Origin of the sequence: Nonomuraea sp. NPDC000554 (genome assembly GCF_040300065.1) — a bacterium.
Lineage (GTDB): Bacteria > Actinomycetota > Actinomycetes > Streptosporangiales > Streptosporangiaceae > Nonomuraea.
In genome coordinates this window covers 104583-127820 of the sequence record NZ_JBEPDC010000030.1, presented here as the reverse complement: position 1 = coordinate 127820, position 23238 = coordinate 104583, and the positions used below count along the sequence as shown (strand labels likewise).

Genomic DNA, 23238 nt, shown 5'->3' with positions numbered 1-23238 from the left:
GCGGTGCCAGCCCCGCCCGACCCTGCCCACGTCCATCGTCGGCGCAGTCCCAGCGGTCCACCTCGCCGCGCAGACGCACCTGCCGCACTACCCCCACTCCGCAGCACTGATCGGCCTCCTGGTACTCCTGACCGTCGTCATCCTCCTCACGATCGCCATCTCACGATCGCGAAGGAAATAGCGCGGCACGGCAGATTGACCTGGGCAGGCCTGGACACAGCTGAGGAATCCCGATCAGCTCTGCGCAGGTGCGAGCCGGTGATGATGCGGGCGTAGTGGAGCACGTGCAGACTTGTGGGCCTTGGACGTGCTGCGGATCCGCGAGAAGCTCGCAGTGAAAAGCCAATTCGGCAGATGACCGTGCATCATCCTTGAGCTGGGCGGTAACCGCACCGTTGACAGCCTGGAGGTGAGGGCTCATGGCCCGCCGTACGGGACGAGACCACGACGATCACGGCCCTCCTCAAGCGCTACCGAGCCATGAAGCGGTAGGTGGTGCTCTACACCAGGCGAACTCGCTTGCATGAGGGCCATCAAGAAGAGCAGAAATCACCCCACAAAGGCATCGCCGAGGTCATAGGTCTTGTCCTAGCCTGGCGATCATGGAAGTGAAGTGGGGACCGCTCACCACGGATGACGCGCCAGCCTGGGCCGAGTTCGCCGCCGCCGTCGAAGCGGTGGACAGGACCGGCAGTCATGTCACCGTGGAGCAGACGGCAGAACGCCTGGCCAACCCACTGCTCAACCTGCCGGAAGGCACACTCGCAGCCAGGCAGGGCGGCCAGATCGTCGCGCTCGGGCTGGCTCCAGTCAGGCAGGCGGCGGATCCCATCCACCTGATGGATCTATGGGGAGGCGGCGTGCACCCCGACCATCGCAGGCGTGGATACGGCAGGCGAATCATCGACTGGTCGCTCAAAACCGCACCAGTGCTGCACGAAAGGCGCTATCCCGGTAAACCTCTCCATCTCCACCTGCCCGTCTATGACGGCAACCATGACTTGGCCAAGCTCGCCAGCGAGGCTGGGTTTCAGCCCGCCCGCGTTTTCCAGGGCAGGCGGCGCGATCTGGCCGCGCCGATCCCGCCGCCACGGGTTCCCGACGGGGTCACGATCGTCACCTGGACACCGAAGCTCGACGAGCAGGCCCGCGAGGTACGCAACGCCGCCTTCCGCGACCACTGGGGCAACACGCCGCACACCCCTGAAAGCTGGAGGCGCCTCATCACCGGCACGGCCGCCTTCCGTCCCGAAGTCTCGTTCCTGGCCACGGCGGACGGGAACGCGGTGGGCTGCCTACTGACCCACTACCGAGAGGCGGACACCGCGGCCACCGGCATACGCGAGGCATGGATCCAGATCATCGCGACGGTTGAGGAATGGCGCGGCAGGGGCGTGGCGAGCGCACTGATCGCGCATGCCCTCACTTCGTTCAAGGCCCAGGGGTACGGCACAGCGGGACTGAGCGTCGACACCGCCAACGGAACCGGCGCGGTCGCGCTCTACGAGCACGCCGGTTTCGCCATCTTCAAGTCCGTCGCCACCTACGTGCACGCTTACTGAGTGAGCTCTTCCCAAACACTCAGGTGCTCGCGGACGGCCAGGGTGACGGCCGCTCCCGTACCGGCCAGGACCCGGGCCGTTTCCGCGCCGAGACCGGAGGAGGCGCCGGTGACCAACGCGCGGCGGCCGGTGAGGTCGATGCCCTGCGCGACCTCTACGGCCGTGCTGGAGAATCCGTAGGGCGTGGTGATGGCGGTCATGAGTGCGCTCCTTCGATCCTGCGGTCCTGCTCCACCGGGGGCGTGCCGCCGTACCAGTCGAGGGCCTCGCCGAAGCGGATCAGCTCGCCGTACAGGGCGGGGTCGACGTGCTCGGCGAAGACAAGGTCGAGTACGGCCCGAGCCGCCTCGGAGGGCGATTGGGCCTGGCTGAAGTCGCTGAACCATGGCCGGGAGGTCGCGGTGTCGACCATGCCGGGGCAGACGGAGGCGACCAGGGTGTCGGTCGCGAGGTCGCGCTCGCGGCGTACGGTGGCGACCGCGCGTACGGCGGCGACCTGGGCCACTTTCGAGGGCACGTTCAGCCAGCGCGGCCACCCCGCCTCCTCGGCGGTGTTGTTGTGGAGGGCGGTCCGCCAGGACTCGACGGCGTACTCGACCTGGTCGAGGCTGGCGCCGTCGAACAGGTGACGCAGCCGGGGGTCGAGGTGGCCGAGGGTACCCAGGCTGCTGGCCACCACGAGCAGCCGGCCTCCGGGGCGCAGGATCGGGCCGAAGGAGCGCAGGATCGCGTGGGTGGCGGTGTTGGACACGTCGATGAACTCGTCGGCGCGCTCGGCCTGCGACTCCTCCGGCAGCAGGCGGGTGACCGCGTTGGAGATCACCACGTCGGCGCCGCCGTACTGGCTCCGCAGTTCGTCGGCGAGCCGGCCGATCGCGTCGGTGTCGGTGACGTCGAGGACCCGGCCCCGCACCTGAGCGCGGGTTCCGGGCAGCTGTGCCACCTCGCGGGCGGCATCGGTGACGCGCCGCTCGCTGCGTCCGGTGAGCAGGACCAGGTCATCCGTTCCCATGCCGGCCGCGAGGCCTTCGACGAGGGCCCGGCCGAGGCCCTGGTTGGCGCCCGTCACAAGGACGATTCGGGAAACATTCATGCCTGCAACGGTAGGAACGCCTCTGTCCATGAGTCCAACGAAACTTGCGCACGGCTGGTATGCGTAAACGTCATGGACTTCACCGATGTGTCGCTGACCGCCCTGCGGGTGTTCCGCGCGGTGGCCGAGCAGGGGACCTTCACCGCGGCCGCCACGTCGCTGGGGTACACGCAGTCAGCGGTGTCCCGGCAGATCGCCTCGATCGAGCGGGTCGCGGGCGCGGAGTTGCTGGAGCGGCGGCGCGACGGCGTACGGCTGACCGCGGTCGGGCGGGTCGTCATGCGCCGCGCGACGGTCGTGCTCGACGAGATCGACGCGACCGCCCGCGAGCTGTCCGGCCTGCCCGAAGAGGGCGGCACCGTGCGCCTCGGCTGGTTGCCCAGCGCCGGTACGACCCTGGTGCCGATCGCCCTTGCCGCGCTGCGGCGCAGCTACCCGGGCGTGCACGTCATCAGCCGCGAGGGAGGCACTCCGGCGCTGGTGCGCGCCCTGCGGGCGGGCAGCATCGATCTCGCCCTGCTGTCGTCGGCGCCGCCGTTTCGCGCACCGGACACCGAATCGCCCCCACTGGCGTTGCAGACGCTCACGGAGCGCCCCCTCTGCGTGGCCGTTCCCGCGGCGCACCCGCTGGCCCGCGGGGACTTCGTCGACGTTGCCGACCTGCGCGGACAACGGTGGATCGCCGGTTCGTCGTCCGGCGCGGACCGGCTCATGGGGGTGTGGCCGGGCCTGGACGAGCGGCCCGAGATCGTGCACACGGCCCGGGACTGGCTGGCGAAACTGCATCTCGTGGCCGCGGGCTGCGGGCTGACCACCGTGTCCGCCGCGATGGCCTCCGCCGCGCCGCCCGGCGTGCGCATCCTGCCGGTGCGCGGCGGGCCCCAGGAACTGCGACGCCTGCTCCTGGCCCGCCTTCCCGAGCCGCCGACCGAACCCGTCGTCCGCCTCGCGGCGGCCTTGCGGGCCGCGGCCCTCGGCGCCGACACCGTCCCGAATTCGTGACGTACGGCCCCCGGTCGGGCGGCTGGCTCGTGCGGTCTTGGGTGCGCGGATGATCTCCTTGGTCACCACCGGCGGAGTTCATCCGCGAGCTCATCACCCAAGGCACGCGGTCGAGCCCGTCACCGCTGGGCGAGGGGCACTTCACCCGGCGCCCAGAAGCCGTAGGGGCGCTCAGACCTCCTCGACACTGCTCGGCTCACGCCGGGACAGGTCGATTCCGAGCTCTTCCGCGGCGCGGAAGACGTCCTCGTCGGTGTCGCGCATCTCGATGGACATGCCGTCGCTGGAGAGCACCTCGACGTTGAGGCAGAGCGACTGCATCTCCTTGATGAGGACCTTGAAGGACTCTGGGATGCCCGGCTCGGGAATGTTCTCGCCCTTGACGATCGCCTCGTACACCTTCACGCGGCCGAGGACGTCGTCGGACTTGATGGTCAGCAGCTCCTGGAGCGCGTAGGCGGCGCCGTACGCCTCCAGCGCCCACACCTCCATCTCACCGAAGCGCTGGCCACCGAACTGGGCCTTACCGCCGAGCGGCTGCTGGGTGATCATGGAGTACGGGCCGGTCGACCGGGCGTGGATCTTGTCGTCGACCAGGTGAAGCAGCTTGAGAATGTACATGTAGCCGACCGCGATCGGGTACGGGAACGGCTCGCCGGAACGGCCGTCGAACAACCGGGCCTTGCCGCTGCGCTGCACCAGCCGATCCCCGTCACGGTTGGGGACGGTGTTGTCGAGCAGCCCGACGATCTCTTCCTGGTGGGCGCCGTCGAAGACCGGGGTCGCCATGTTGGTGCGCGGCTCGACCTTGTCGAAGCCCTTGTCGCGCAGCCGTTCGGCCCAGGCCTCCTGGACGCCGGAGATGTCCCAGCCTCTGGCCGCGATCCAGCCGAGGTGGGTCTCCAGCACCTGGCCGACGTTCATCCGGCCGGGCACACCGAGGGGGTTGAGGATGATGTCGACCGGGGTGCCGTCCTCCAGGAACGGCATGTCCTCGACCGGCAGGATCTTGGAGATGACGCCCTTGTTGCCGTGCCGACCTGCCAGTTTGTCACCATCGGTGATCTTACGCTTCTGGGCCACGTAGACGCGGACCAGCTCGTTGACACCCGGCGGCAGCTCGTCGCCCTCCTCACGGGAGAACACGCGGACACCGATGACCTTGCCCTGCTCACCGTGTGGCACCTTCAGCGAGGTGTCACGGACCTCGCGGGCCTTCTCACCGAAGATCGCGCGCAGCAGCCGCTCCTCGGGGGTCAGCTCGGTCTCGCCCTTCGGGGTGACCTTGCCGACGAGGATGTCGCCGGGGACGACCTCGGCGCCGATCCGGATGATGCCGCGCTCGTCGAGGTCGGCCAGGACCTCCTCGGAGACGTTCGGGATGTCGCGGGTGATCTCCTCCGGGCCCAGCTTGGTGTCGCGGGCGTCGACCTCGTGCTCCTCGATGTGGATCGAGGAGAGGACGTCGTCCTGCACCAGACGCTGGGACAGGATGATCGCGTCTTCGTAGTTGTGGCCCTCCCACGGCATGAACGCCACGAGCAGGTTCTTGCCCAGCGCCATCTCGCCGTTGTCGGTGCACGGCCCGTCGGCGATCACCTGGTTGGCCTCCACCCGGTCGCCCTCGGCGACGATGGGCTTCTGGTTGAACGAGGTGCCCTGGTTGGAACGCTTGAACTTCGCCACGCGGTACGTCGTCCGCGTGCCGTCGTCGTTCATGACGGTGACGTAGTCGGCGGAGACCTCCTCGACCACGCCCGCCTTCTCGGCGCTGACCATGTCACCCGTGTCGGTGGCGGCACGGTACTCCATGCCGGTGCCGACCAGCGGCGCCTCACTCTTGAGCAGCGGCACCGACTGGCGCATCATGTTCGCGCCCATCAACGCCCGGTTGGCGTCGTCGTGCTCGAGGAACGGGATCATCGCCGTCGCCACCGACACCATCTGGCGCGGCGACACGTCGATGTAGTCGACCTCCTCGGCACGGGCCAGTTCGGTCTCGCCGCCCTTGGTGCGGACCAGGACGCGGGCCTCGGCGAACGAGCCGTCGGCGTTGAGCGCCGTGTTGGCCTGCGCCTTGACGAAGCGGTCCTCCTCGTCGGCGGTCAGGTAGTCGATCTGGTCGGTCACCTTGCCGTCGACGACCTTGCGGTACGGCGTCTCGACGAAGCCGAAGGCGTTGAGCCGGCCGTAGGAGGCCAGCGAGCCGATCAGGCCGATGTTCGGGCCTTCGGGCGTCTCGATCGGGCACATCCGGCCGTAGTGGGACGGGTGCACGTCGCGGACCTCGAAGCCCGCCCGCTCACGCGACAGACCACCAGGACCGAGCGCGGACAGACGCCGCTTGTGCGTCAGACCGTCCAGCGGGTTGGTCTGGTTCATGAACTGCGACAGCTGCGAGGTGCCGAAGAACTCCTTGATCGACGCCACGACCGGGCGGATGTTGATCAGGGTCTGCGGCGTGATCGCCTCGACGTCCTGCGTGGTCATCCGCTCGCGCACGACGCGCTCCATGCGGGCCAGGCCCAGGCGGACCTGGTTCTGGATCAGCTCGCCGACGCCGCGCAGGCGGCGGTTGCCGAAGTGGTCGATGTCGTCGACCTCGACGATCCGGTCACCCTGGGCGCTCGGCATCGACTCCTCACCCGCGTGCAGGCGGATGATGTACTCGATCGCGGAGACGATGTCCGCTTCGGTGAGGGTGCTCTGGGTGATGTCGCTGTCGACCCCGAGCTTCTTGTTGATCTTGTAGCGGCCGACCTTGGCGAGGTCGTACCGCTTGGGGCTGAAGTACAGGTTCTCCAGCAGGGTCTGCGCCGACTCCTTGGTCGGCGGCTCACCCGGCCGCAGCTTGCGGTAGATGTCGAGCAGGGCGTCGTCCTGGCCGGCCGTGTGGTCCTTCTCCAGGGTGGCCCGCATCGACTCGTACTGGCCGAACCGCTCCAAAATCGCTTCGCTGGTCCAGCCCAGCGCCTTGAGAAGCACGGTGACGGCCTGCTTGCGCTTGCGGTCGATGCGCACACCGACGCTGTCGCGCTTGTCGATCTCGAACTCGAGCCAGGCACCCCGCGACGGGATCACCCTGCACCCGTACAGGTCCTTGTCGGACGTCTTGTCGGCACTGCGCTCGAAGTACACCCCCGGAGACCGGACGAGCTGGGAGACCACGACACGCTCGGTGCCGTTGATGATGAAGGTGCCCTTCGGTGTCATGAGCGGGAAGTCGCCCATGAACACCGTCTGGCTCTTGATCTCACCGGTGGTGTTATTGATGAACTCCGCCGTCACGAACATCGGGGCGGAGAAGGTCATGTCCTTGTCCTTGCACTCATCGACTGAGTACTTGGGCGGCTCGAACCGGTGGTCGCGGAACGACAAGGACATGGTCCCCGAGAAGTCCTCGATCGGACTGATCTCTTCGAAGATCTCTTCGAGGCCCGACTGGGTCGGGACGTCCTTGCGCCCGGCCTGACGAGCCGCCTCTACCCGGGCCTTCCACTTCTCGTTCCCGAGCAGCCAGTCGAACGACTCGGTCTGCAGGGCGAGAAGGTCAGGAACTTCGAGGGGCTCCTGGATGCGCGAAAATGAGACGCGACGGGGACCGGTGGGTACGGCGGAGGCGTTGCGTGAGGCTGCCAACAGATGTCCTTCCGAGGGCTGGCGGCGGACTGACAACACGCACGCCAGACAACCTCGCAACGTGAGCAGCGGAGCGGGTCATCAAAAAGGCAGCGTGGAGGCATGAGCGTACTCGCTCTAATTGAATTTGTCCACGCTAACGCAGACCAGTCTTCCCGGTCGCATTTTCATGATGACGTATGCCGCCCCCACTTGTCAATCCCCAAACGCCGCACCTGATGCGCGGGTAGAAGGTGCCGGTCCAGTTGAAGGTGGCCATTCCGGCAGCTGAACAAGGGCGAGTCCCAGCAGGGCACCCTCACCCGGCCGCGGCTGGAGCAGCAGGCGCGTGGAAGGGAGCAAGGTTCGGAGAAGATATCGAACGAGAGCACCCAGCGAGGAAGAGGTCTGGAACGCGTGGCTTATCTGATCGAATGTCCGCGACCCCACGACGCTGCAGCCATCGGCCAGGTGCACCTGAGAGCTTGGCTGCAGACGTACCTGAACGAGGACGCAGGGATCGATGAGACCTGGATCAGGGGGAACGTCGGCTCTGTGACCACCACGGAAGGCATTGCCCGATGGCAGAAGTTCATCGAGGAGGCCGAGCAGCAGCCGTACGAGACCTTCTGCCGCGTCGCTCGCTTTGGCGACGAGATCGTCGGTCTCCTGTGCGGCCGCCGAGACGACGTGGTGACCTTGGGCCCCATGTACCTTCTTGAGGAGGTCAAGGGCCAAGGGCTTGGGCGCCGGCTCATGGACGAGTTCCTCGCCTGGGCGGGAGAGACATCGATGCGCCTTTGGGTGACGGCCTACAACGAGCGGGCTATCCGCTTCTACACCCACTACGGCTTCGAGATGACCGGTGAGTCGGAACTCTGGAAAGACAAACTGCCCAACGTGCGCATGGTTCGCCACAGCCCGGTGGCCGTAACCCCACGTGGCAACTGACAGCACCTCCATGATCAGCAGGTCAAGTGAGGGCCTGTTGGCGAGAGGGAACGGCCACGCTTCGTAGATTTGGCCACCTGACACCCACCCGACCCCCAACAAGGGAGAACACGATGGCCACCACCATCGACAAGATCGCATGGATCCACCTTGCCGACGGCAAGATCCTCAGCACCCGTTCACGCGGCAAAGACGTCTACTACATCCCCGGCGGCAAACGCGAGCCCGGCGAAACCGATCTCGACACCCTCATCCGCGAGATCGACGAGGAACTGTCGGTCGCCATCGTCCCGACCACCGCCACCCATGTGGGCACCTACCAGGCCCAAGCGCACGGTCACGCCAACGGCGTCACCGTGCAGATGACCTGCTACACCGCCGACCACCACGGAACACCGGCGCCTACCAGCGAGATCGAAGAGCTGACCTGGCTGACCTACGCCGACCGCGACCGTGTGTCGCCCGTGGACCAGATCATCTTCGACCACCTCCACCAGACCGGCCAGCTCCGCTGACTCGACAACACCGGAGCTCAGGGGCGCGAAGGCCGGATGGAGCGCCTGGTCGGCCGTCCACGGCTGCTTGCGCTTGGAGCCGTGCCCGTTGCGTCACGCGGACGGCTACCGCTCAGGAATCAAGAACGGCGGCGACGGCTTCGATCTCAACGAGCTGGCCGTCGTAACCGAGCACGGTGACGCCCAGCAGGGTGCTCGGTACGTCATGCTCACCGAACGAGTCCCGGACTACCGCCCAGGCAGCCCCCAAGTCCTCCCGCCGCGTGGACGCGACGAGGACCCTTGTGCTGATGACGTCCTGCAGCGATGCGCCAGAGGCGGTGAGAGCCGCCTCCATGTTCTCGACGGCTTTCGCTGCTTGGCCCGCGTAGTCCCCAAGCGCTGCCGTCGAGCCGTCCTGGTTCAGCGGACACGCTCCGGCGAGAAAGATGAGTCGGGACTCGGCAGGCGCCGTGGCTGCGTAGGCGTACTCGGCGACGTCGGACAGAGAAGCGGAGCGGATCAAAGTGATGGCGCGAGGCACGGTCGGTCAGTTCCTTTCGCATCGGGCACAAAGCGACCATCGTGGCACTGTCGTTCCGGCTTCCGCCTCCTCTTTTCCTTTCGTCGGCGGGGCGGACGAGATCACCTGGTGGTGCCGGATTCCGTCTCGGACGTGGTGGAATCGCACGCAGGGTCTGGCAGGTGCATCGATGCGAGCCTGGCGGGATCAGCCACGATCGCGATGGCGGCAATCCGGCCGTCGGCGACCGTGAACGAGATGATGGAGAGCGGGGTTCCGTCCTCGCGCCATGAGACGTACCCGGGAAGGCCGTTGACGAGCACCGCTTGATGTCGTGCGACCGCGCCGGAGACCATCTGCGCACCGGAGGCGACTTCGGTGGCGCCGAGGGTGACGACCACCCCGCCCGGAGTGTCGACGGTCAGTCTCACGTCCGGGTCGAGCACGCGTAGCAGCGCCTCGAAATCGCCGGCCACGGCGGCCGCGCGGAAGGCTTTGATGACCTTTCGTTGTTCTCGTCCGACGATCGTCGGACGCTCGGTTGCCTGTACCTTCCTGCGAGCGCGGCTGGCGATCATCTTGGTGGCGTCGGCGGACTTGCCGAGGATCTGGCCGATCTCGGCGAACGGCACCGCGAACAGGTCGTGCAGCACGAACGCCAGCCGCTCGCTGGGCCCGAGCGAGTCCAGGACGACGAGCAGCGCGAGCCCCACCGAGTCGGCGAGCGCCACGGTTTCCTCAGGCTCAGCGCTGTCGTCGACCGTTACCACGAGCTCGGTCAACCCGGCTCCGTAGGACGCCTCGGGGCGGGTCTGGCGGGACCGCAGGACGTCCAGGCTGATCCGGCCGACCACCGTGGTCAGCCAGCCCGCCAGGTTCTCGATGGTCGTCGCGTCCTGGCGGGCGAGCCGCATCCATGCCTCCTGGACCACGTCCTCGGCGTCGGCGTGTGAGCCGAGCACGCGGTAGGCGACCGCGCTCAGCCGGTCGCGCTGGGCCTCGAACGCTTCGGCCAGCAGGTCCGTCCGGCTGGTGTCAGTCATCCTGTGGTTTCCTTGGATCTGCTTGCTCATGGGGTATGACGGGCCTGGATCGTCGCGTCAGCCATCGGCGCGGTTTCGGCGGCGCTGCTGGCGGAGCGAGATCCGGTTGCCGTCCGGATCCACCGCCTCGATGCGAACGCCGAACGGGTAGTCCTCCGGTTCGGGCCGATCGAAGGTTACGCCTCGCCGGCGAAACACCTCGAAATCCTTCCGCAGGTCCTCCGACTCGAGGACGAGCGGACCGGAGCCGACGCCCGGCCGCTTCTCGACCGGCTGGCCTGCGGTCGGCCCATGCGACCAGAGGATGATCTCGACCGGGCTGTCGGCAACGCCCACGGTGAGGAAGCGTCCTTCCGGCCCCGGGTAGTCGATGCGCTTCTCCAGGCCGAGCCCTTCGGTGTAGAACTTCAGCGCGCGGTCCTGATCGGTGACGTAGATCGTCACATACATGATGTTCGTCAGCACCCTGGTCTCCAGTCTCGTCGTTGGTCCGACGACCGTGGGCGTATACGGCCGTCGCTCGTATGACGGGCGCGGGCGCCAGAAGGTAACGAATGGACCGGGCCGTTACCGGTATTCGCGCGGATCCGGCGGAGGAGGAACCGCCATCGCGTGAACCAAGATCGGGCTACGACCCAAGCCGCTTGTGCCGCGGCCAATGGCCTATACGTGGATCTGTCCCACTATCGTCGTACTAGATCGACGACAACAACGCCCAGGATACGACCGTGAGGATGGCCGATGGCGCGCCGTACAGACAAGGAATCCGTATGACCACCACCGCGCTCATCGTCGGCGACCTGCAGGCGGGCATCGTGGACAACTACCCCTTCGCCGCCGGTGTGCTTCCCGTCGTGGAAAAGGTTCTCCCCGCAGCCAGAGCCGCCGGAATCCCGGTGATCTTCATACGTTTCGGGCTCCGGGCCTCAGGCCTTGATGTGGCAGCGGGAAACCAGTTGATCAGCGCCCTGCGCGGCGCGGGGACGCTGTTCCACGAAGAGTCCCCCGAGACGCTCGTGCACCCGCGCATCGAGCCGTTGCCGGGCGAGGCCGTCGTCCTCAAGCGCCGCGCCAGTGCGTTCGCGGCGACCGACCTCGATCGGCTCCTGCGCGCCCAGCGCATCGACTCGATCGTGCTGACCGGTGTCGCGACCGGGGCGATGGTCGCCGCCACGCTCTACGACGCCGCCGACCGCGACTACCACGTGACCGTGCTCAGTGACGCCTGCGCCGACGGGGAACCGGACGTGCATGACTTCCTGATCAACCGCGTCTTCCCGGCCAGGGGTGCCGACGTCCTCACGGGCCAGGAGTGGATCGCCGGCCTGTGACCAGCCGTCAGCATGGAAGATCTGGGCCATGCCCGCGATGAGACGGCGCACCTGACCGCTCAGCCTTCGATGACAACACAGGGTTATGGGGTCACGGTCGTGGCAGGGTGGTCGTCATGGGTTTCGGGGTTCGCCAGTTCGAGCTGACGTTGATGCATCGGATGCGTGACCTCAACGCCGACAGGGTGGAGGACTCGCTGGCACGCATGCGCGCCTCGCGCGCCGAGCTGCGTGCCGCGCACACCCAATGGACGAAAATGCTCCACTCCCCGCGGGCTCCGAAGGGCGCGCCCGGGTTGCGGCGGCTGCTCGGCACCCCCTGCTACCAGGGCGAGAAGCTGATCGGCAGTCTGACCTGCGACGTCACGCGCTGGGTGCTGCCGTCCTGGCCGGACCTGGCGTTCGAGGTCCTGTCCGGCCCTGACGGCGAGGTGTGGAACGAATGGTTCGTCCGCCCCTCCGGCGCCCGGCGCCTGACCTTCGCGGACCTCGTCCCCTGGCGGTGCGTCGTCGCCGACGTCGGTGCCGGCTTCCCGAGCGCCGTCCAGGGCGAGGGGGCCGCCCCACACCACTGGGTGGTCGACTTCACCCACGACGGCGAGGGCTACCGGGCGCGCTTCATCTACGGCCTGCTCCAGCGCCTGGACCGGCGGGACTAGGAGCCGTCCCGGTTGCGGGCTTCGTGGCTCCGGGACGGGAGGGGCTGCGGGGGCACAGGTCGGTTAGCGTGATGATGGATAACTCGCACCGGAGCACGGAGACTTGAGCCGTGATCGACATCACCACCGACCTCGTACACACCTTGGTCTCCGAACAGTTCCCCGAGTGGAGCGACCTCCCGATCGAGCCCGTTGCCCGCCACTCCGCGAGGTCCCTGTGCAGCAGGGTCCGGCCTGCGGTCGTCATTCCTTCTTCCGAGGCTGTCACCCCAGCGTCTACAGCGACGAGGTCGAGGGCTCGCTCAGCAAGCTCGGGGACGTCGTCGATGTTGCGGCATGCCAGGCCGTCTGGGCGAGCGCGCTGACCTCTGCCTGGCCCTCCCCGCCGACGTGGTTCCATGGCGACCTCGCCGTCGCCAATCTGCTCACCCTGGACGGAAGACTGTCCGCAGTCATCGACTTCGGGACGTGCGGCATCGGTGACCCCGCCTGTGACCTGGTCATGGCCTGGACCCACTTCGTCGGTGACGAGCGGAAGGTCTTCCGGGAGGCCGTCGGCCTGCCCGACGACACCTGGCGACGAGCACGCGGGTGGGCGCTGTGGAAGGCGCTCGCAACCGTGGCCGGCCAGCCCGGCCCCGACCCTGATGGCTTCCAGAGCCGGGTGCTCATGCACGTCCTTGAGGACCCCGTCATTTAGTACGGTCGGCGCAGACAGGTCACTCTCGGCCCCCGACCAAGGCACAGGCCCCTGGGGAGAACCCGGAGACCATCACGGGCCGTCCTGGCGTGCGAGAATCCCCTGCCATGATCTCTGCTGCCCTGGTGATCAGCCGTGCTGGTGAGGAATGCGACATGGAGGAGTGGCCCAGCGGTATCGGGGATCGATCAGGGTGATGCCGGATCCATCACGACAGTGCGAGTCAACAGACTCGTAACCATGAAAGATCATGCGGTCCTCCTCGAAGGAGTGACCAGGACGTACGGCAAGGGCGCCACGGAGTTGCCCGCGCTGCGCCAGGTCAGTGCCGGGTTCCGGCGTGGCAGTTTCACCGCCGTGATGGGCCCGTCAGGCTCGGGCAAGAGCACGCTGTTGCAGTGTGCGTCGGGGCTGGATCGGCCGCAGTCCGGGTCGGTGCGCATCGCCGGGCAGGACATCACGCAGCTGCAGGAGAAGGAGCTCGCGGTGCTCCGGCGCGACCGGGTCGGAGTGATCTTCCAGGCGTTCAACCTGGTGCCGTCGCTGACCGCCTGGCAGAACGTCATCCTGCCCAGCAGGCTGGCCCGGCGGCGGCCCGATCCGGCACGGGTGCGCGAGTTGCTGCACCGGGTCGGCTTGGCGGGGCGGGAGGGGCATCGCCCAGCGCAGCTGTCCGGGGGCCAGCAGCAGCGGGTGGCCATCGCCCGCGCGCTGCTCGGCAGGCCGGAGGTGCTGTTCGCCGACGAGCCGACCGGGGCGCTGGACCGCAGCACCGGGCATGAGGTGCTGGGGCTGCTTCGGGAGGCGGTCGACGAGTTCGGCCAGACGGTGGTGATGGTCACACACGACCCGGAGGCCGCCGCCCGGGCCGACGCCGCCCTCTTCCTCACCGACGGGCGGATCGTGGACGTGCTGGACAGGCCCTCGGTCGAGCAGATCGGCATGCGGTTGGGCGGCCGCCGATGACGCTGGTGCTCGCCTGGAACAACGTACGGACCAACTGGACCGGCTTCGCCGCCTCGTTCGTGGCGGTGCTCATGGCGGTGACGCTGGTGAGCGGCAGTGGCCTGCTGGTCGCTGGAGCCGGCAGCCGTGACGAGCTGAGCGGGATCATGGGGTTGCTGGTCCTGTCCGCCGTGGTGTCGAGCTTCGTGTCGGTGTTCGTGGTGGCGGGCATGCTGGGCCTGCACGTGCTGCGGCAGCGCAGGGCCTGGGGTCTGCTGCGGTCGATCGGCATGACGCCGCGGCAGGTGCGCCGGTTGATCACGGCGGAGGCGCTGGTGGTGGCCGTGCTGGCGAGCGCGGTCGGTTGCGTGCTGGCCGTGCCGTACGCCGAGGCGATGGCGTCGTTCCTGCGGGCGGTAGAACTGGCGCCCGTGGACGTTCCGGTCGAGGTGATGTCGGGGCCGTTCGTCCTGGCGCTGGTGGTCGGGTTGGTGGTGACGCTGCTGGCCGCGCGGGTGGCGGCACGCAAGGCGGTAGGCGTGGGGCCGTTGGAGGTATTGCGTGACAGCGCGGCGCAGCAACGGCTCATGCCGTGGCCCAGAGCGGCGCTCGGCGTGGTGGCGCTGGCCGGGGGCGGGGTGCTGGTGTGGCTGGTGCCTCAGGTGAAGCCGACGGCCGCGGTGCCCACCGGGCTGGGGGCGACGATGGCGCTCTGCGTCGGCGCATCGGCGTTGGGCCCCCTCGTGGTGCGCGGGGTGGGCTGGGTCCTCGCGGCTCCCGTGGCGTGGCTCGACCCGGCCGCCGGGATGCTGGCCAGGTCGGCACTGGTCACGCAGCCGCGCCGGGCGATGTCGGCCGCGTCCCCGGTGATGCTGACTGTGGCGCTCGCCTGCACCTTCCTGTTCGCCGTGTCGACCTCCGACGCGGCGGCGGGCGTGACGCGTACCGGGCCGTCGGCCTGGGCCGCTCCCATGCTGGTGGGATCGGCGGTGGCGTACACCGTGATCTCGGTGCTGAACGCCACGGCCATGTCGATGGCGGAGCGGGCAGAGGAGATCAGGCTGCTGCGGTCCGTGGGGACGCAACCCGGTCAGCTCGCCCGGGCGGTCTGCTGGGAGTCGCTGGTCGTGACGGTCACGGGCACACTGCTCGGCACGGCGATCGCCGTGGCTTCGCTGGCCGCGATGGGCAAGGCCGCGACGGGCGAGCTGTGGTTCGCCTTCTCGATGCCGCAGTACCTGGGACTGGTCCTGGTCTGTGCCGTGAGCGGCCTGGTGGGAGGGCTGGTCTCGACACGCGGAGCACGCCGCGGACCGCTGCTCGCGGATTAGGCTCATGGGCTCGCCGGGGTACGTCACGGCACGGTCGCACCGACGGGAACAACGTCGCCGCAGTGCGAGCGCCATCCGGGGAAACGAAAGCCTGTCGCGTGCGACGGTTGTTGTTGATGAAACCGAAGTAACCAAAGAAAAGGCCCTGATTCAGGTCGGTTGACCAGGTGACAGCCGGAAACCTAGGCTGATTCCGTCATGTCTGCGGGGAGACATCACCAGCAAGTGGAGCATGCGCCGGCCGAGGTAACGAGCTTTGTCGGCCGCAAGCGGGAGCGTTCGCAGGCCAAATCGCTGCTCTCGGACACCCGGTTGCTGACGTTGACGGGCGCGGGCGGGGTCGGAAAGACACGTCTGGTCCTGCGTTTGGCCGAGGAGCTGTCGAGGGCGTTCCCCGACGGGGTCTGGCTGGTGGAGCTGGCTTCGCTGCGGGATGGGGAGTTGCTCCCGTCCACGGTCGCTGACGCTCTCGGGCTGCACGAGCAGGCGACGCGCTTGCCGACCAGCCAGCTGCTCGACTATCTGGCGGACAAACGGCTGCTGCTGGTGCTGGACAACTGTGAGCACCTGATCGAGAGTTGCGGGCAGCTGGTGGCGAAGCTGATGAAGGCCGCTCCCGGGATGCGGATCCTGGCGACGAGCCGGCAGGCCCTGGGCGTCCCGGGGGAAACGGTCTTCACGGTCCCTCCCCTGCCGGTGCCGGAACCAGGTACGCCGATCGCGGCGGACGTGTCACGGCGAGACGACGCCGTGCAGCTCCTTGTCGAACGCGTGGCGGCGGTTTCGCCCGACTTCGCCATCACGTCGGAGAACAGCGAGATGGTGGCGAGAATCTGCCGACGGCTGGACGGAATCCCGTTGGCGATCGAGCTCGCGGCCGTCCAGATGCGATCCCTGCCGATGGCCGGAATTCTTGAGCGGCTCGATTACCGCTTCGAGCTCCTGGGCAAGGGGCGGCGGGAGACGCTGCCTCGGCATCAGACTCTGCGAGCCGCGATCGAGTGGAGTTATGAACTGTGCTCCGCCGACGAGAAGCTCTTGTGGCGACGGATGTCGGTGTTCGTCGGCGCGTGCGATCTGGAGGCCATTGAATATGTGTGCTCCGGTGGCGCGATCGCAGCCGGGGATATCTTCGACCTGGTGGCCGGGCTGGTGGACAAATCCATAATATTTCTCCAGCCCGGCGGGGATCAGTCGCGATATCGACTGCTCGAGACGATCCGGGAGTTCGGTGTCGAACTGCTGGATCCGGCTGAGGCGGCGGTGGTACACGCACGGCACTGGCAGTACTATCGCGACCTCATCCGCAGGGCCGATCTGGATTTCTTCGCCCCTCGCCAGATGGAATGGTTCGTCCGGCTGCGTGTGGACCAGCCCAACCTGCGTGCCGCGCTCGAATACAGCCTTACCCACCCAGGTGAGGCGCTGGCTGGGCTTGAGTCCGCAGCCGCTCTGCATATCTTCTGGGTGGCCGCCGGTCGGCTGCGTGAGGGATGCCAGTGGTTGCGGCGGGCCCTCGATCTCAACGGCGAGCCCACAAGGGCCCGTGCCCATGCCCTGTACGGGTGCGCCTATTTGCTGATCGTGCTGGGGGAGATCGACGCCGCGATGCCGATGCTGAAGGAAACTCGCGCGCTGGGGGAGCAACTGGGCGACGCCTCAGCATGCGCTTATGCCAACCTGTGGACCGGCGCGGCCGTGATGTATCGCGGAGATTTCTCGGGTGCCATTCCCCTGCAGGAGGCGGCACTGGCCGGGCACCGAAGCCTGGACGACCCCTTCGGCATCTATTTCGCGCTGCGTCACCTTTCGATGGCCGCCACCGCCCTCGGGGATCCGCGCGCCGAGTCCTTCGAGGAAGAATGCCTCGCGGTGTGCGAAGCCCACGGGGCGGACCTTTCCCGGTCGTGGGCCCTGTGGGTGATCGGCTTGGGGAAGTGGCGACGCGGTGACGTGGCAGCGTCGGCGGCACGGGTTCGTGAAGCGTTGCGGCTCAAGGCCGTCGCCGACGACCTGGCCGGTGAGGCGTACTGCATCGAACTGCTGGCCTGGGCCGCGGATGACACGAGGCGCGCTGTCCGCTTGTACGGTGCGGCCCACACGATCTGGGAGAAGGTGGGTTCCACACTCGTCGAGTTCGGATACATCAAGCGATTCCGCGACCCGTTCGAACAACGAGTAAGACGTGAACTGAATGACGACGTCTACCAAAGCCTTCTCCGCGAGGGCCGGGAGCTCAGCGTCGATGACGCCATCGCCTACGCGTTGAGCGAGGAGGAACCTGAGGGCGCGCCTTCGGCCGCTGAGGCGGACACGTCGAAACTCACTCCCAGGGAGCAGGAGATCGCCGAGCTCATCAGCCAAGGGCTCAGCAACAAGGAGATCGCGGCCAGGCTGCTGATCTCTCAGCGCACCGCCGAAGGTCACGTCGAGCACATCTTGGCGAAGCTCGGTTACAGCTCGCGCACCCAGATCGCCGTCTGGTTCGCCGAAAACCCGGAGCACCGCGCTTAGCGGGGCACCTGGTGGCGTCGATCATCGCTGCTGCCCAGGCCCGGCCACCAACCTCCGGCGCAGGATCGGGTGATCGCCGCCACGTGATCACGGTGCTTGCATGGGGTACGCGGGACCGCGAGACTGTCCAACCGCCCGCAGGGCGCGACCGCGCCCGATCGACGCGCGAACACCCCGATCACAAGGAGAGTCCAGGTTCGTGTCCTCGGTGAGCAGAAGGTCCCTCGTCGTCAGCGGCGGCGCGGTCGTGGGCTCGTGGATCGCGGGCGGCGCGGCCGAGGCGTCCCGGAGGCGTCGCACCGCCTTCCCGTTCACGCTCGGGGTGGCTTCCGGTGACCCGGCCGAGGACGGGTTCGTGATCTGGACCAGGCTCGCGCCGACCCCGCTGGCGGAAGACGGCCGGGGCGGCATGCCCTCCGTGGTCGTGCCCGTGAGCTGGCAGGTCGCCGAGGACGAGCGCTTCGCCACCGTCGTGCGGGAGGGCGTGGCCATGGCGGACCCGGACTGGGCGCACAGCGTGCACGTGGAACTCGACGGGCTGGCCTCGAACCGGGACTACTGGTACCGCTTCAGGGAGGGAACGCACGTCTCCCCTGTCGGACGGGGACGTACCTCGCCGTCCGCGCAGGGGGCCGGTGACGTGCTCTCCGTGGCGGTCACCTCCTGCGCCCAGTTCGAGCACGGCTACTTCACGGCCTACCGCGCGCTCGCGGGCGAGCGTCCCGACCTGGTCCTGCACCTGGGCGACTACATCTACGAGTATCCGAAAGGGACCTATGTGGCGGGGAGCGGCAACGTCCGCGACCACGCCGGGCCCGAAACCGTCACCCTGGCCGGATACCGGCAGCGCTACGCGCAGTACAGAACGGACCCCGACCTGCAGGCCGCGCACGCCGCCGCGCCGTGGGTGGTGGCCTGGGACGACCACGAGGTCGACAACAACTGGGCCGGAGGAGAAGGCGCGAACCAGAGCAAGAAGCGCCTCGCCAGGCGGGCGGCCGCCGCCCGGGCCTACTACGAGAACATGCCGCTGCGGCGGGGCGCGCTGCCCGACGGCACCGGCATCCAGATCTACCGGCGGATCCGCTGGGGCACGCTGGCCACCTTCCACGTGCTCGACACCCGCCAGTACCGGAACGCCATGGCCTGTGGAAACGGTCTCAAGGACTGCCCGGAGGCCGCGGACCCGGCCCGCACCATCCTCGGCCAGGAGCAGGAGAGGTGGCTGATCGACGGGTTCCAGCGCGCACGCGCCCAGTGGGACCTCATCGGGCAGCAGGTCTTCTTCGCGTCCCGGACCATCACCGCGGGCCCCGCCCACCTGACCAACCAGAACACCTGGGACGGATACCTCGCCAGCCGCCAGCGGGTCACCCGCGGCTGGATCGACGCGGGCGTCCGCAACGCGGTGATGCTGACCGGATCGGCCCACGCCCACTGGGCCGCCGACCTGAAGCTCGACTACCTCGACCCGAACTCGCCGGCCGTCGGAGCCGAGCTGGTGACCTCGTCCATCACCAGCCGCGGCGACGGCCTCGACGTCGACCCCAGGGCCGTGCCGCTCCTGGTCAGCAACCCGCATCTGCGCTTCTACAACGACCAGCGAGGCTACGTCATGGCGCGCGTCGACCGTGCCGCGGTGACCGCGCGCTTCCAGGTGGTGCCGTACGTGAGCAGGCCCGGCGCGGCCGTCCGCACCAGGGCCGTCTTCGCGATCGACGACGGCGTGCCCGGTCTGCGCCAGGTCTACCTGCGTCCCGTCGACTCGGCGTCGGCCGCGCGCGTCAGAGGGGAGCGGGAGCTCCTCGAAGGCGAGGTCCTCCCTGACTAGCCGCTCCTACACGAGGTAGCGCAGCCAGAGGTACGGAACACACAGCGCGATGGTGACGGACGTGACGACCAGCCCGTACTTCGTGAACTGCCAGAAGCTGATCGGAACCCGGTTGCGGGCCGCGATGCCGAGGACGACCACGTTGGCCGCCGCGCCCACGGCGGTGGCGTTGCCGCCCAGGTCGGCGCCGAGCGCGAGCGCCCACCACAGCACCTTGTCGCCGCCGTTGGCGTGGACGAGGTCGGCGACGATCGGGCTCATCGTGGCCACGTACGGGATGTTGTCGACGACCGCCGACAGGACGCCCGAGACCCAGAGCAGGCCGATCGTGGCCAGTTCGAGCCTGCCCTGCGTGGCCTCGACGGCGGCCCGGGAGACCTGGGCGATCACGCCGGTCTCGACCAGCGCGCCGACCATGACGAACAGCCCGGCGAAGAAGACCAGCGTGGGCCACTCCACCTCGCGGATCGCGTCCTCGGCGGTGACTTTGGTGACGGCCACCAGGGTGCCCGCGCCCAGGATCGCCACCACCGAGGGCTCGTAGTGCAGCACCGGGTGCAGCACGAACGCCGCCAGCACCACGGCGAGCACCACCAGGCTCTGCCAGAGCAGCCGCCGGTCGGCGATCGCCTCCCGCTCGTTCAGCGCCATGATCTCGGCGGCCCGGTCGGGGTCGTAACGGAACGTCTTCCTGAACATCACCCGGCACAACCCGATGAACACCGCCAGCAGCACGACGATCAGCGGGGCCAGGTGAATCAGGAAGTCGTTGAAGGTCAGCCCGCCGCGGCTGGCGATGATGATGTTGGGCGGGTCGCCCACGAGCGTGGCGGTGCCGCCGATGTTGGACGCCATCGCCTCCGCGATGAGGAACGGCGCGACCGGCGACGCCAGCCGCTCGCACACCAGGAAGGTCACCGGCGCGACCAGCAGGACGGTCGTCACGTTGTCCAGCAGCGCCGACGCGAGCGCGGTGATGACCACCAGCAGCACCATCAACCGGAACGGCCGCCCCCTGGCGCGCTTGGCCGCCCAGATGGCCAGGTACTCGAAGACGCCGGTCTGTTTGAGCACGCCGACGATGACCATCATGCCGAGCAGCAGGAAGATGACGTTCCAGTCGATCCCGGTCGACGGGGAGAAGAAGGCCGCCTCCGCGCCGGTGGCGTGGATCAGCAGCATGACCCCGGCCCCGCCGAGCGCCGCCGCGACGCGGTGCACCTTCTCGGTGGCGATCAGCGTGTAGGCGCCGAGGAAGACCACCAGCGCCAGCCATGCGGCGACCGTCACGGAGCCATCAGCCGGTCCAGCAGCGCCTGCAGCGTCACGGCCCCGAGCAGCCGGTCGTCCTCGACGATCGCCACCAGTGGGCTGTGGGTGCGCGCCATCAGCGCGGCCAGCTCCAGCACGGTCGCGTCCGGATCGGCGACGGGCAGCTCACGCGGGTTCGCCGGCAGCGCCTCCCGCACGGTGCGCCCGGCCAGCGACTGGAGGAACACGTCGGCGTGCGCCTCGTCCACCACCCGGGCCAGCGCCGGATCGTCGATGCAGTAACCCGGCACGGCCAGCCGCAGCACCTGGGTGCCGGGCAGGATGCTCGACGGACGCCCGTCGTCGACGACGATCAGGCCGGGCAGGTCCTGCTCCGCCAGCAGGCGGGCGGCGTCGATGACCGGCGTGTCGGCGGTGACGGTGGGGAAACCGGAGACGAGATCGCGGGCGCGCACGGGTGACCTCCAGGATCGGCGACAGAACCGCCGACCAGACTTCCCGGCACACCCGTCAACAACGTATCAAGAGCCGTAAGGCTTCGGTCACGCCATGTCCCAGAGCAGGCGGTAGTAGGCGATGCGCTCCGGGTCGGGGGCGATGCCGTACGCGTCGTACAGGACGCCGTCGTACCCCGGGCCGTAGTTCCACTCCGTGCTCCACGCCGCGACCGCGAGGTCGGCCCACCGGTCGGCGACCCCGAGCGAACCGAGGTCGACGTGCGCGGCGAACCCGCCGTCGTCGTGCAGCAGGGTGTTGGGGACGCACGCGTCGCCGTGGCAGACGACGAGGCGGTCGATCGCGGGCGGCTCGCCGATGAGGGCCCGCGCCTTGGCGAGGTCGAGGTGCTGGTGCTCGGCGAACCAGGAGTCGGGCCCCTCGCCGTCGGCGATGCGCTCGTCGGCGCGGGCGAGGCGCCGGTCGATGCTCCAGTCGAACGGGCACTGGTCCACGGGCAAGGCATCGTGGAGCTCGCGCAGCCCCCGGCCGATCCCGGCCGCCGCGGTCGCCGGGTCGGCCATCCACCGGGGGGCCACCGCCGTGAGGCCGGGGATCGCCGCCGTGACCAGCCACGCACCGTCGGCGTCCGTGCCGTGCTCGATGACCCGCGGAACGCTCGCCCACCGCTGCGCCCAGGCCAGGCGCTCCGCCTCGCCGGGGAGGTCGATCTCGGGGGTGTCGGTGGCGACCCACTTGACGTACCTGGTGCCGTCGCGTCCGTTCTCGAGGCGGAACGTCAGGCCGCCGAGCTGGTTGCGCCACACCGGAGTGACGGTGTCGTCGCCGGCGAGCGCCAGGACGACCTCGGGGACGGGCACGGGACCGGTCGGGACCTCGGCGATGTCGGGACGGCTCATAGGGACATGATCCTCCCATGGGCCCCGGGCTTCGACCGTGCCACCCCTGCCCAGGCCAGCAGCACCACGGTGAGGAAGGCCAGGACGAGCAGGCCGACGCGGTCGAACCCGGTGGACGCGATGAAGGCCGCGCCGATCAGGGTGTGACTCACCAGCGCGCCCCCGGCGAGCCAGATCCGATGCCAGGTGGTCAAGCCGGCCGACCAGCGATGAATCAGCCAGCCCATCCCGACGGCGACTACGGCCGCCAGGGCCATCGGCACCAGCCGCCCCACGCCGTGGCCACCGGCGGGAGGCTGTCCCACCGGCATCAGCAGGCCCAGGAAGGCGACGGTCGCGAGGGCGGTCAGGACGCCGCCGACCGCCGGGTGCGGAGGCGTCCACCCTGGGGACGGCGGCGCTGTGCGGCGGGGCAGGACCCGCAGGGCGAGCACGGCCAGCACCGCGATGGCCAGCACCGAGCCCACGAGGACCGGCACCGGCGCCTGGTAGCCGGGATCCGCCACGGGCGGGATGGTCACGCGCACGATCGCCACCCCGAGGACCGCGACGACGCCCGCCACCACCAGCCCGCCCCGCCGCAGGTAGGGGCGGTCGCGGTGGGCCGGAAAGAGCAGCTCGGTCAGCATGACCGGGATCACCACGCTGAAGGCCAGGTGGTAGCCGATCTGCGACTCCCAGTACGTGGTGTTGAGGCCGAACACCCGCGGGCCCCACAGGGCGGCGTCGTACAGGTTCGGGCTGGACAGCGCCTGCAGCCCGATCCCGTCCTCGGCGATCTCGTAGGCCACGCCGAGCAGCAGCAGGCTCGGCCAGCCGCCGCCGGCACGGCGCACGAGCTCCCTGACCAGCAGCACGCCGGCCCCGTACATGGGCACCAGCAGCGGCAGCATCAGCCACGCCAGGTGCAGCGGCATGGCGCCGAGCGTCAACTCCGCGCACACCGGCGCGAGCAGGACCAGCGTGCAGGCGGCCCACCGCCGCCCCTTCGCCGAACGATCAACCACTGTCAAC

The 23238-nt window shown here is 68.7% G+C and carries 21 protein-coding genes; 11 read left to right on the top strand and 10 right to left on the bottom strand.

The window, feature by feature from the left end:
- Positions 1–602 precede the first annotated feature (602 nt).
- Positions 603–1562 (top strand): GNAT family N-acetyltransferase, encoded by a 960-nt coding sequence (locus tag ABT294_RS40785; protein WP_350811814.1) that lies wholly within the window; start codon positions 603–605, stop codon positions 1560–1562.
- Here ABT294_RS40785 and ABT294_RS40780 read toward each other — a convergent pair.
- Positions 1556–1762 carry a hypothetical protein gene (locus ABT294_RS40780; RefSeq protein ID WP_350811813.1) on the bottom strand — a complete coding sequence of 69 codons (207 nt, stop codon included), beginning with the start codon at positions 1760–1762 and terminating at the stop codon, positions 1556–1558. The genes ABT294_RS40785 and ABT294_RS40780 overlap by 7 nt on opposite strands.
- Positions 1759–2655, bottom strand: a complete 897-nt coding sequence (locus ABT294_RS40775; RefSeq protein ID WP_350811812.1) for an SDR family NAD(P)-dependent oxidoreductase — start codon at positions 2653–2655, stop codon at positions 1759–1761. Before ABT294_RS40775 ends, ABT294_RS40780 begins: the two co-directional genes overlap by 4 nt.
- A gap of 72 nt (positions 2656–2727) precedes the next feature.
- Here ABT294_RS40775 and ABT294_RS40770 point away from each other — a divergent pair, with 72 nt between their 5' ends.
- Positions 2728–3657 (top strand): LysR family transcriptional regulator, encoded by a 930-nt coding sequence (locus tag ABT294_RS40770; RefSeq protein WP_350811811.1) that lies wholly within the window; start codon positions 2728–2730, stop codon positions 3655–3657.
- Positions 3658–3828: 171 nt separating this feature from the next.
- Here the strand turns inward: ABT294_RS40770 and rpoB are convergent, their stop codons facing one another.
- The gene (rpoB, locus tag ABT294_RS40765; protein ID WP_350811810.1) at positions 3829–7296 is read right to left on the bottom strand and encodes a DNA-directed RNA polymerase subunit beta; all 3468 of its coding nucleotides are present in this window, start codon (positions 7294–7296) and stop codon (positions 3829–3831) included.
- Between the two features lie 396 nt (positions 7297–7692).
- Between rpoB and ABT294_RS40760 the strand changes: the two genes are divergently transcribed.
- Complete coding sequence (locus tag ABT294_RS40760; RefSeq protein ID WP_350811809.1) at positions 7693–8226, top strand: GNAT family N-acetyltransferase; 534 nt, start codon at positions 7693–7695, stop codon at positions 8224–8226.
- A gap of 113 nt (positions 8227–8339) precedes the next feature.
- Positions 8340–8741 (top strand): NUDIX hydrolase, encoded by a 402-nt coding sequence (locus ABT294_RS40755; RefSeq protein WP_350811808.1) that lies wholly within the window; start codon positions 8340–8342, stop codon positions 8739–8741.
- 112 nt (positions 8742–8853) lie between these two features.
- On the opposite strand, the gene ABT294_RS40750 is transcribed toward ABT294_RS40755, so the two are convergent.
- The 3 genes from ABT294_RS40750 to ABT294_RS40740 form a co-directional block, all read right to left on the bottom strand.
- Positions 8854–9264, bottom strand: a complete 411-nt coding sequence (locus tag ABT294_RS40750) for a RidA family protein (protein WP_350811807.1) — start codon at positions 9262–9264, stop codon at positions 8854–8856.
- A gap of 101 nt (positions 9265–9365) precedes the next feature.
- Complete coding sequence (locus tag ABT294_RS40745; protein WP_350811806.1) at positions 9366–10286, bottom strand: sigma-70 family RNA polymerase sigma factor; 921 nt, start codon at positions 10284–10286, stop codon at positions 9366–9368.
- 57 nt (positions 10287–10343) lie between these two features.
- Positions 10344–10751, bottom strand: a complete 408-nt coding sequence (locus tag ABT294_RS40740; RefSeq protein WP_350811805.1) for a VOC family protein — start codon at positions 10749–10751, stop codon at positions 10344–10346.
- Positions 10752–11056: 305 nt separating this feature from the next.
- Here ABT294_RS40740 and ABT294_RS40735 point away from each other — a divergent pair, with 305 nt between their 5' ends.
- The 7 genes from ABT294_RS40735 (at position 11057) to ABT294_RS40705 (ending at position 19597) form a co-directional block, all read left to right on the top strand.
- Complete coding sequence (locus ABT294_RS40735; protein WP_350811804.1) at positions 11057–11617, top strand: cysteine hydrolase family protein; 561 nt, start codon at positions 11057–11059, stop codon at positions 11615–11617.
- A gap of 116 nt (positions 11618–11733) precedes the next feature.
- Entirely contained in the window at positions 11734–12276 is a 543-nt protein-coding gene (locus tag ABT294_RS40730) for a hypothetical protein (RefSeq protein ID WP_350811803.1), read from the top strand.
- Between the two features lie 217 nt (positions 12277–12493).
- Positions 12494–12976 (top strand): phosphotransferase, encoded by a 483-nt coding sequence (locus ABT294_RS40725; RefSeq protein ID WP_350811802.1) that lies wholly within the window; start codon positions 12494–12496, stop codon positions 12974–12976.
- A gap of 240 nt (positions 12977–13216) precedes the next feature.
- The gene (locus tag ABT294_RS40720) at positions 13217–13942 is read left to right on the top strand and encodes an ABC transporter ATP-binding protein (protein WP_350811801.1); all 726 of its coding nucleotides are present in this window, start codon (positions 13217–13219) and stop codon (positions 13940–13942) included.
- Complete coding sequence (locus tag ABT294_RS40715) at positions 13939–15252, top strand: FtsX-like permease family protein (RefSeq protein WP_350811800.1); 1314 nt, start codon at positions 13939–13941, stop codon at positions 15250–15252. The genes ABT294_RS40720 and ABT294_RS40715 overlap by 4 nt, the downstream gene beginning before the upstream one ends.
- Before the next feature lie 225 nt (positions 15253–15477).
- Positions 15478–17766, top strand: coding sequence for an ATP-binding protein (locus ABT294_RS40710; protein ID WP_350811799.1), 2289 nt, complete (start codon positions 15478–15480; stop codon positions 17764–17766).
- Positions 17767–17974: 208 nt separating this feature from the next.
- Positions 17975–19597 carry an alkaline phosphatase D family protein gene (locus ABT294_RS40705; RefSeq protein WP_350811798.1) on the top strand — a complete coding sequence of 541 codons (1623 nt, stop codon included), beginning with the start codon at positions 17975–17977 and terminating at the stop codon, positions 19595–19597.
- 6 nt (positions 19598–19603) lie between these two features.
- Here ABT294_RS40705 and ABT294_RS40700 read toward each other — a convergent pair whose 3' ends face one another.
- The 4 genes from ABT294_RS40700 to ABT294_RS40685 all read right to left on the bottom strand — a co-directional run bounded on the left by ABT294_RS40700 (position 19604) and on the right by ABT294_RS40685 (position 23231).
- The gene (locus tag ABT294_RS40700; RefSeq protein ID WP_350811797.1) at positions 19604–20887 is read right to left on the bottom strand and encodes an ArsB/NhaD family transporter; all 1284 of its coding nucleotides are present in this window, start codon (positions 20885–20887) and stop codon (positions 19604–19606) included.
- Complete coding sequence (locus tag ABT294_RS40695) at positions 20884–21324, bottom strand: CBS domain-containing protein (protein ID WP_350811796.1); 441 nt, start codon at positions 21322–21324, stop codon at positions 20884–20886. Before ABT294_RS40695 ends, ABT294_RS40700 begins: the two co-directional genes overlap by 4 nt.
- Positions 21325–21411: 87 nt before the next feature.
- The gene (locus ABT294_RS40690; protein WP_350811795.1) at positions 21412–22224 is read right to left on the bottom strand and encodes an aminoglycoside 3'-phosphotransferase; all 813 of its coding nucleotides are present in this window, start codon (positions 22222–22224) and stop codon (positions 21412–21414) included.
- Entirely contained in the window at positions 22221–23231 is a 1011-nt protein-coding gene (locus tag ABT294_RS40685; protein WP_350811794.1) for an AF_0692 family protein, read from the bottom strand. Before ABT294_RS40685 ends, ABT294_RS40690 begins: the two co-directional genes overlap by 4 nt.
- Positions 23232–23238 lie beyond the last annotated feature (7 nt).

Excerpts from the sequence above, each read along its gene's own strand:
- ABT294_RS40785 (WP_350811814.1), top strand. The coding sequence starts at position 603 with ATGGAAGTGAAGTGGGGACCGCTCACCACGGATGACGCGCCAGCCTGG.
- ABT294_RS40780 (WP_350811813.1), bottom strand. The coding sequence starts at position 1,762 with ATGACCGCCATCACCACGCCCTACGGATTCTCCAGCACGGCCGTAGAG.
- ABT294_RS40775 (WP_350811812.1), bottom strand. The coding sequence starts at position 2,655 with ATGAATGTTTCCCGAATCGTCCTTGTGACGGGCGCCAACCAGGGCCTC.
- ABT294_RS40770 (WP_350811811.1), top strand. The coding sequence starts at position 2,728 with ATGGACTTCACCGATGTGTCGCTGACCGCCCTGCGGGTGTTCCGCGCG.
- ABT294_RS40755 (WP_350811808.1), top strand. The coding sequence starts at position 8,340 with ATGGCCACCACCATCGACAAGATCGCATGGATCCACCTTGCCGACGGC.
- ABT294_RS40745 (WP_350811806.1), bottom strand. The coding sequence starts at position 10,286 with ATGACTGACACCAGCCGGACGGACCTGCTGGCCGAAGCGTTCGAGGCC.
- ABT294_RS40735 (WP_350811804.1), top strand. The coding sequence starts at position 11,057 with ATGACCACCACCGCGCTCATCGTCGGCGACCTGCAGGCGGGCATCGTG.
- ABT294_RS40730 (WP_350811803.1), top strand. The coding sequence starts at position 11,734 with ATGGGTTTCGGGGTTCGCCAGTTCGAGCTGACGTTGATGCATCGGATG.
- ABT294_RS40720 (WP_350811801.1), top strand. The coding sequence starts at position 13,217 with ATGAAAGATCATGCGGTCCTCCTCGAAGGAGTGACCAGGACGTACGGC.
- ABT294_RS40715 (WP_350811800.1), top strand. The coding sequence starts at position 13,939 with ATGACGCTGGTGCTCGCCTGGAACAACGTACGGACCAACTGGACCGGC.
- ABT294_RS40690 (WP_350811795.1), bottom strand. The coding sequence starts at position 22,224 with ATGAGCCGTCCCGACATCGCCGAGGTCCCGACCGGTCCCGTGCCCGTC.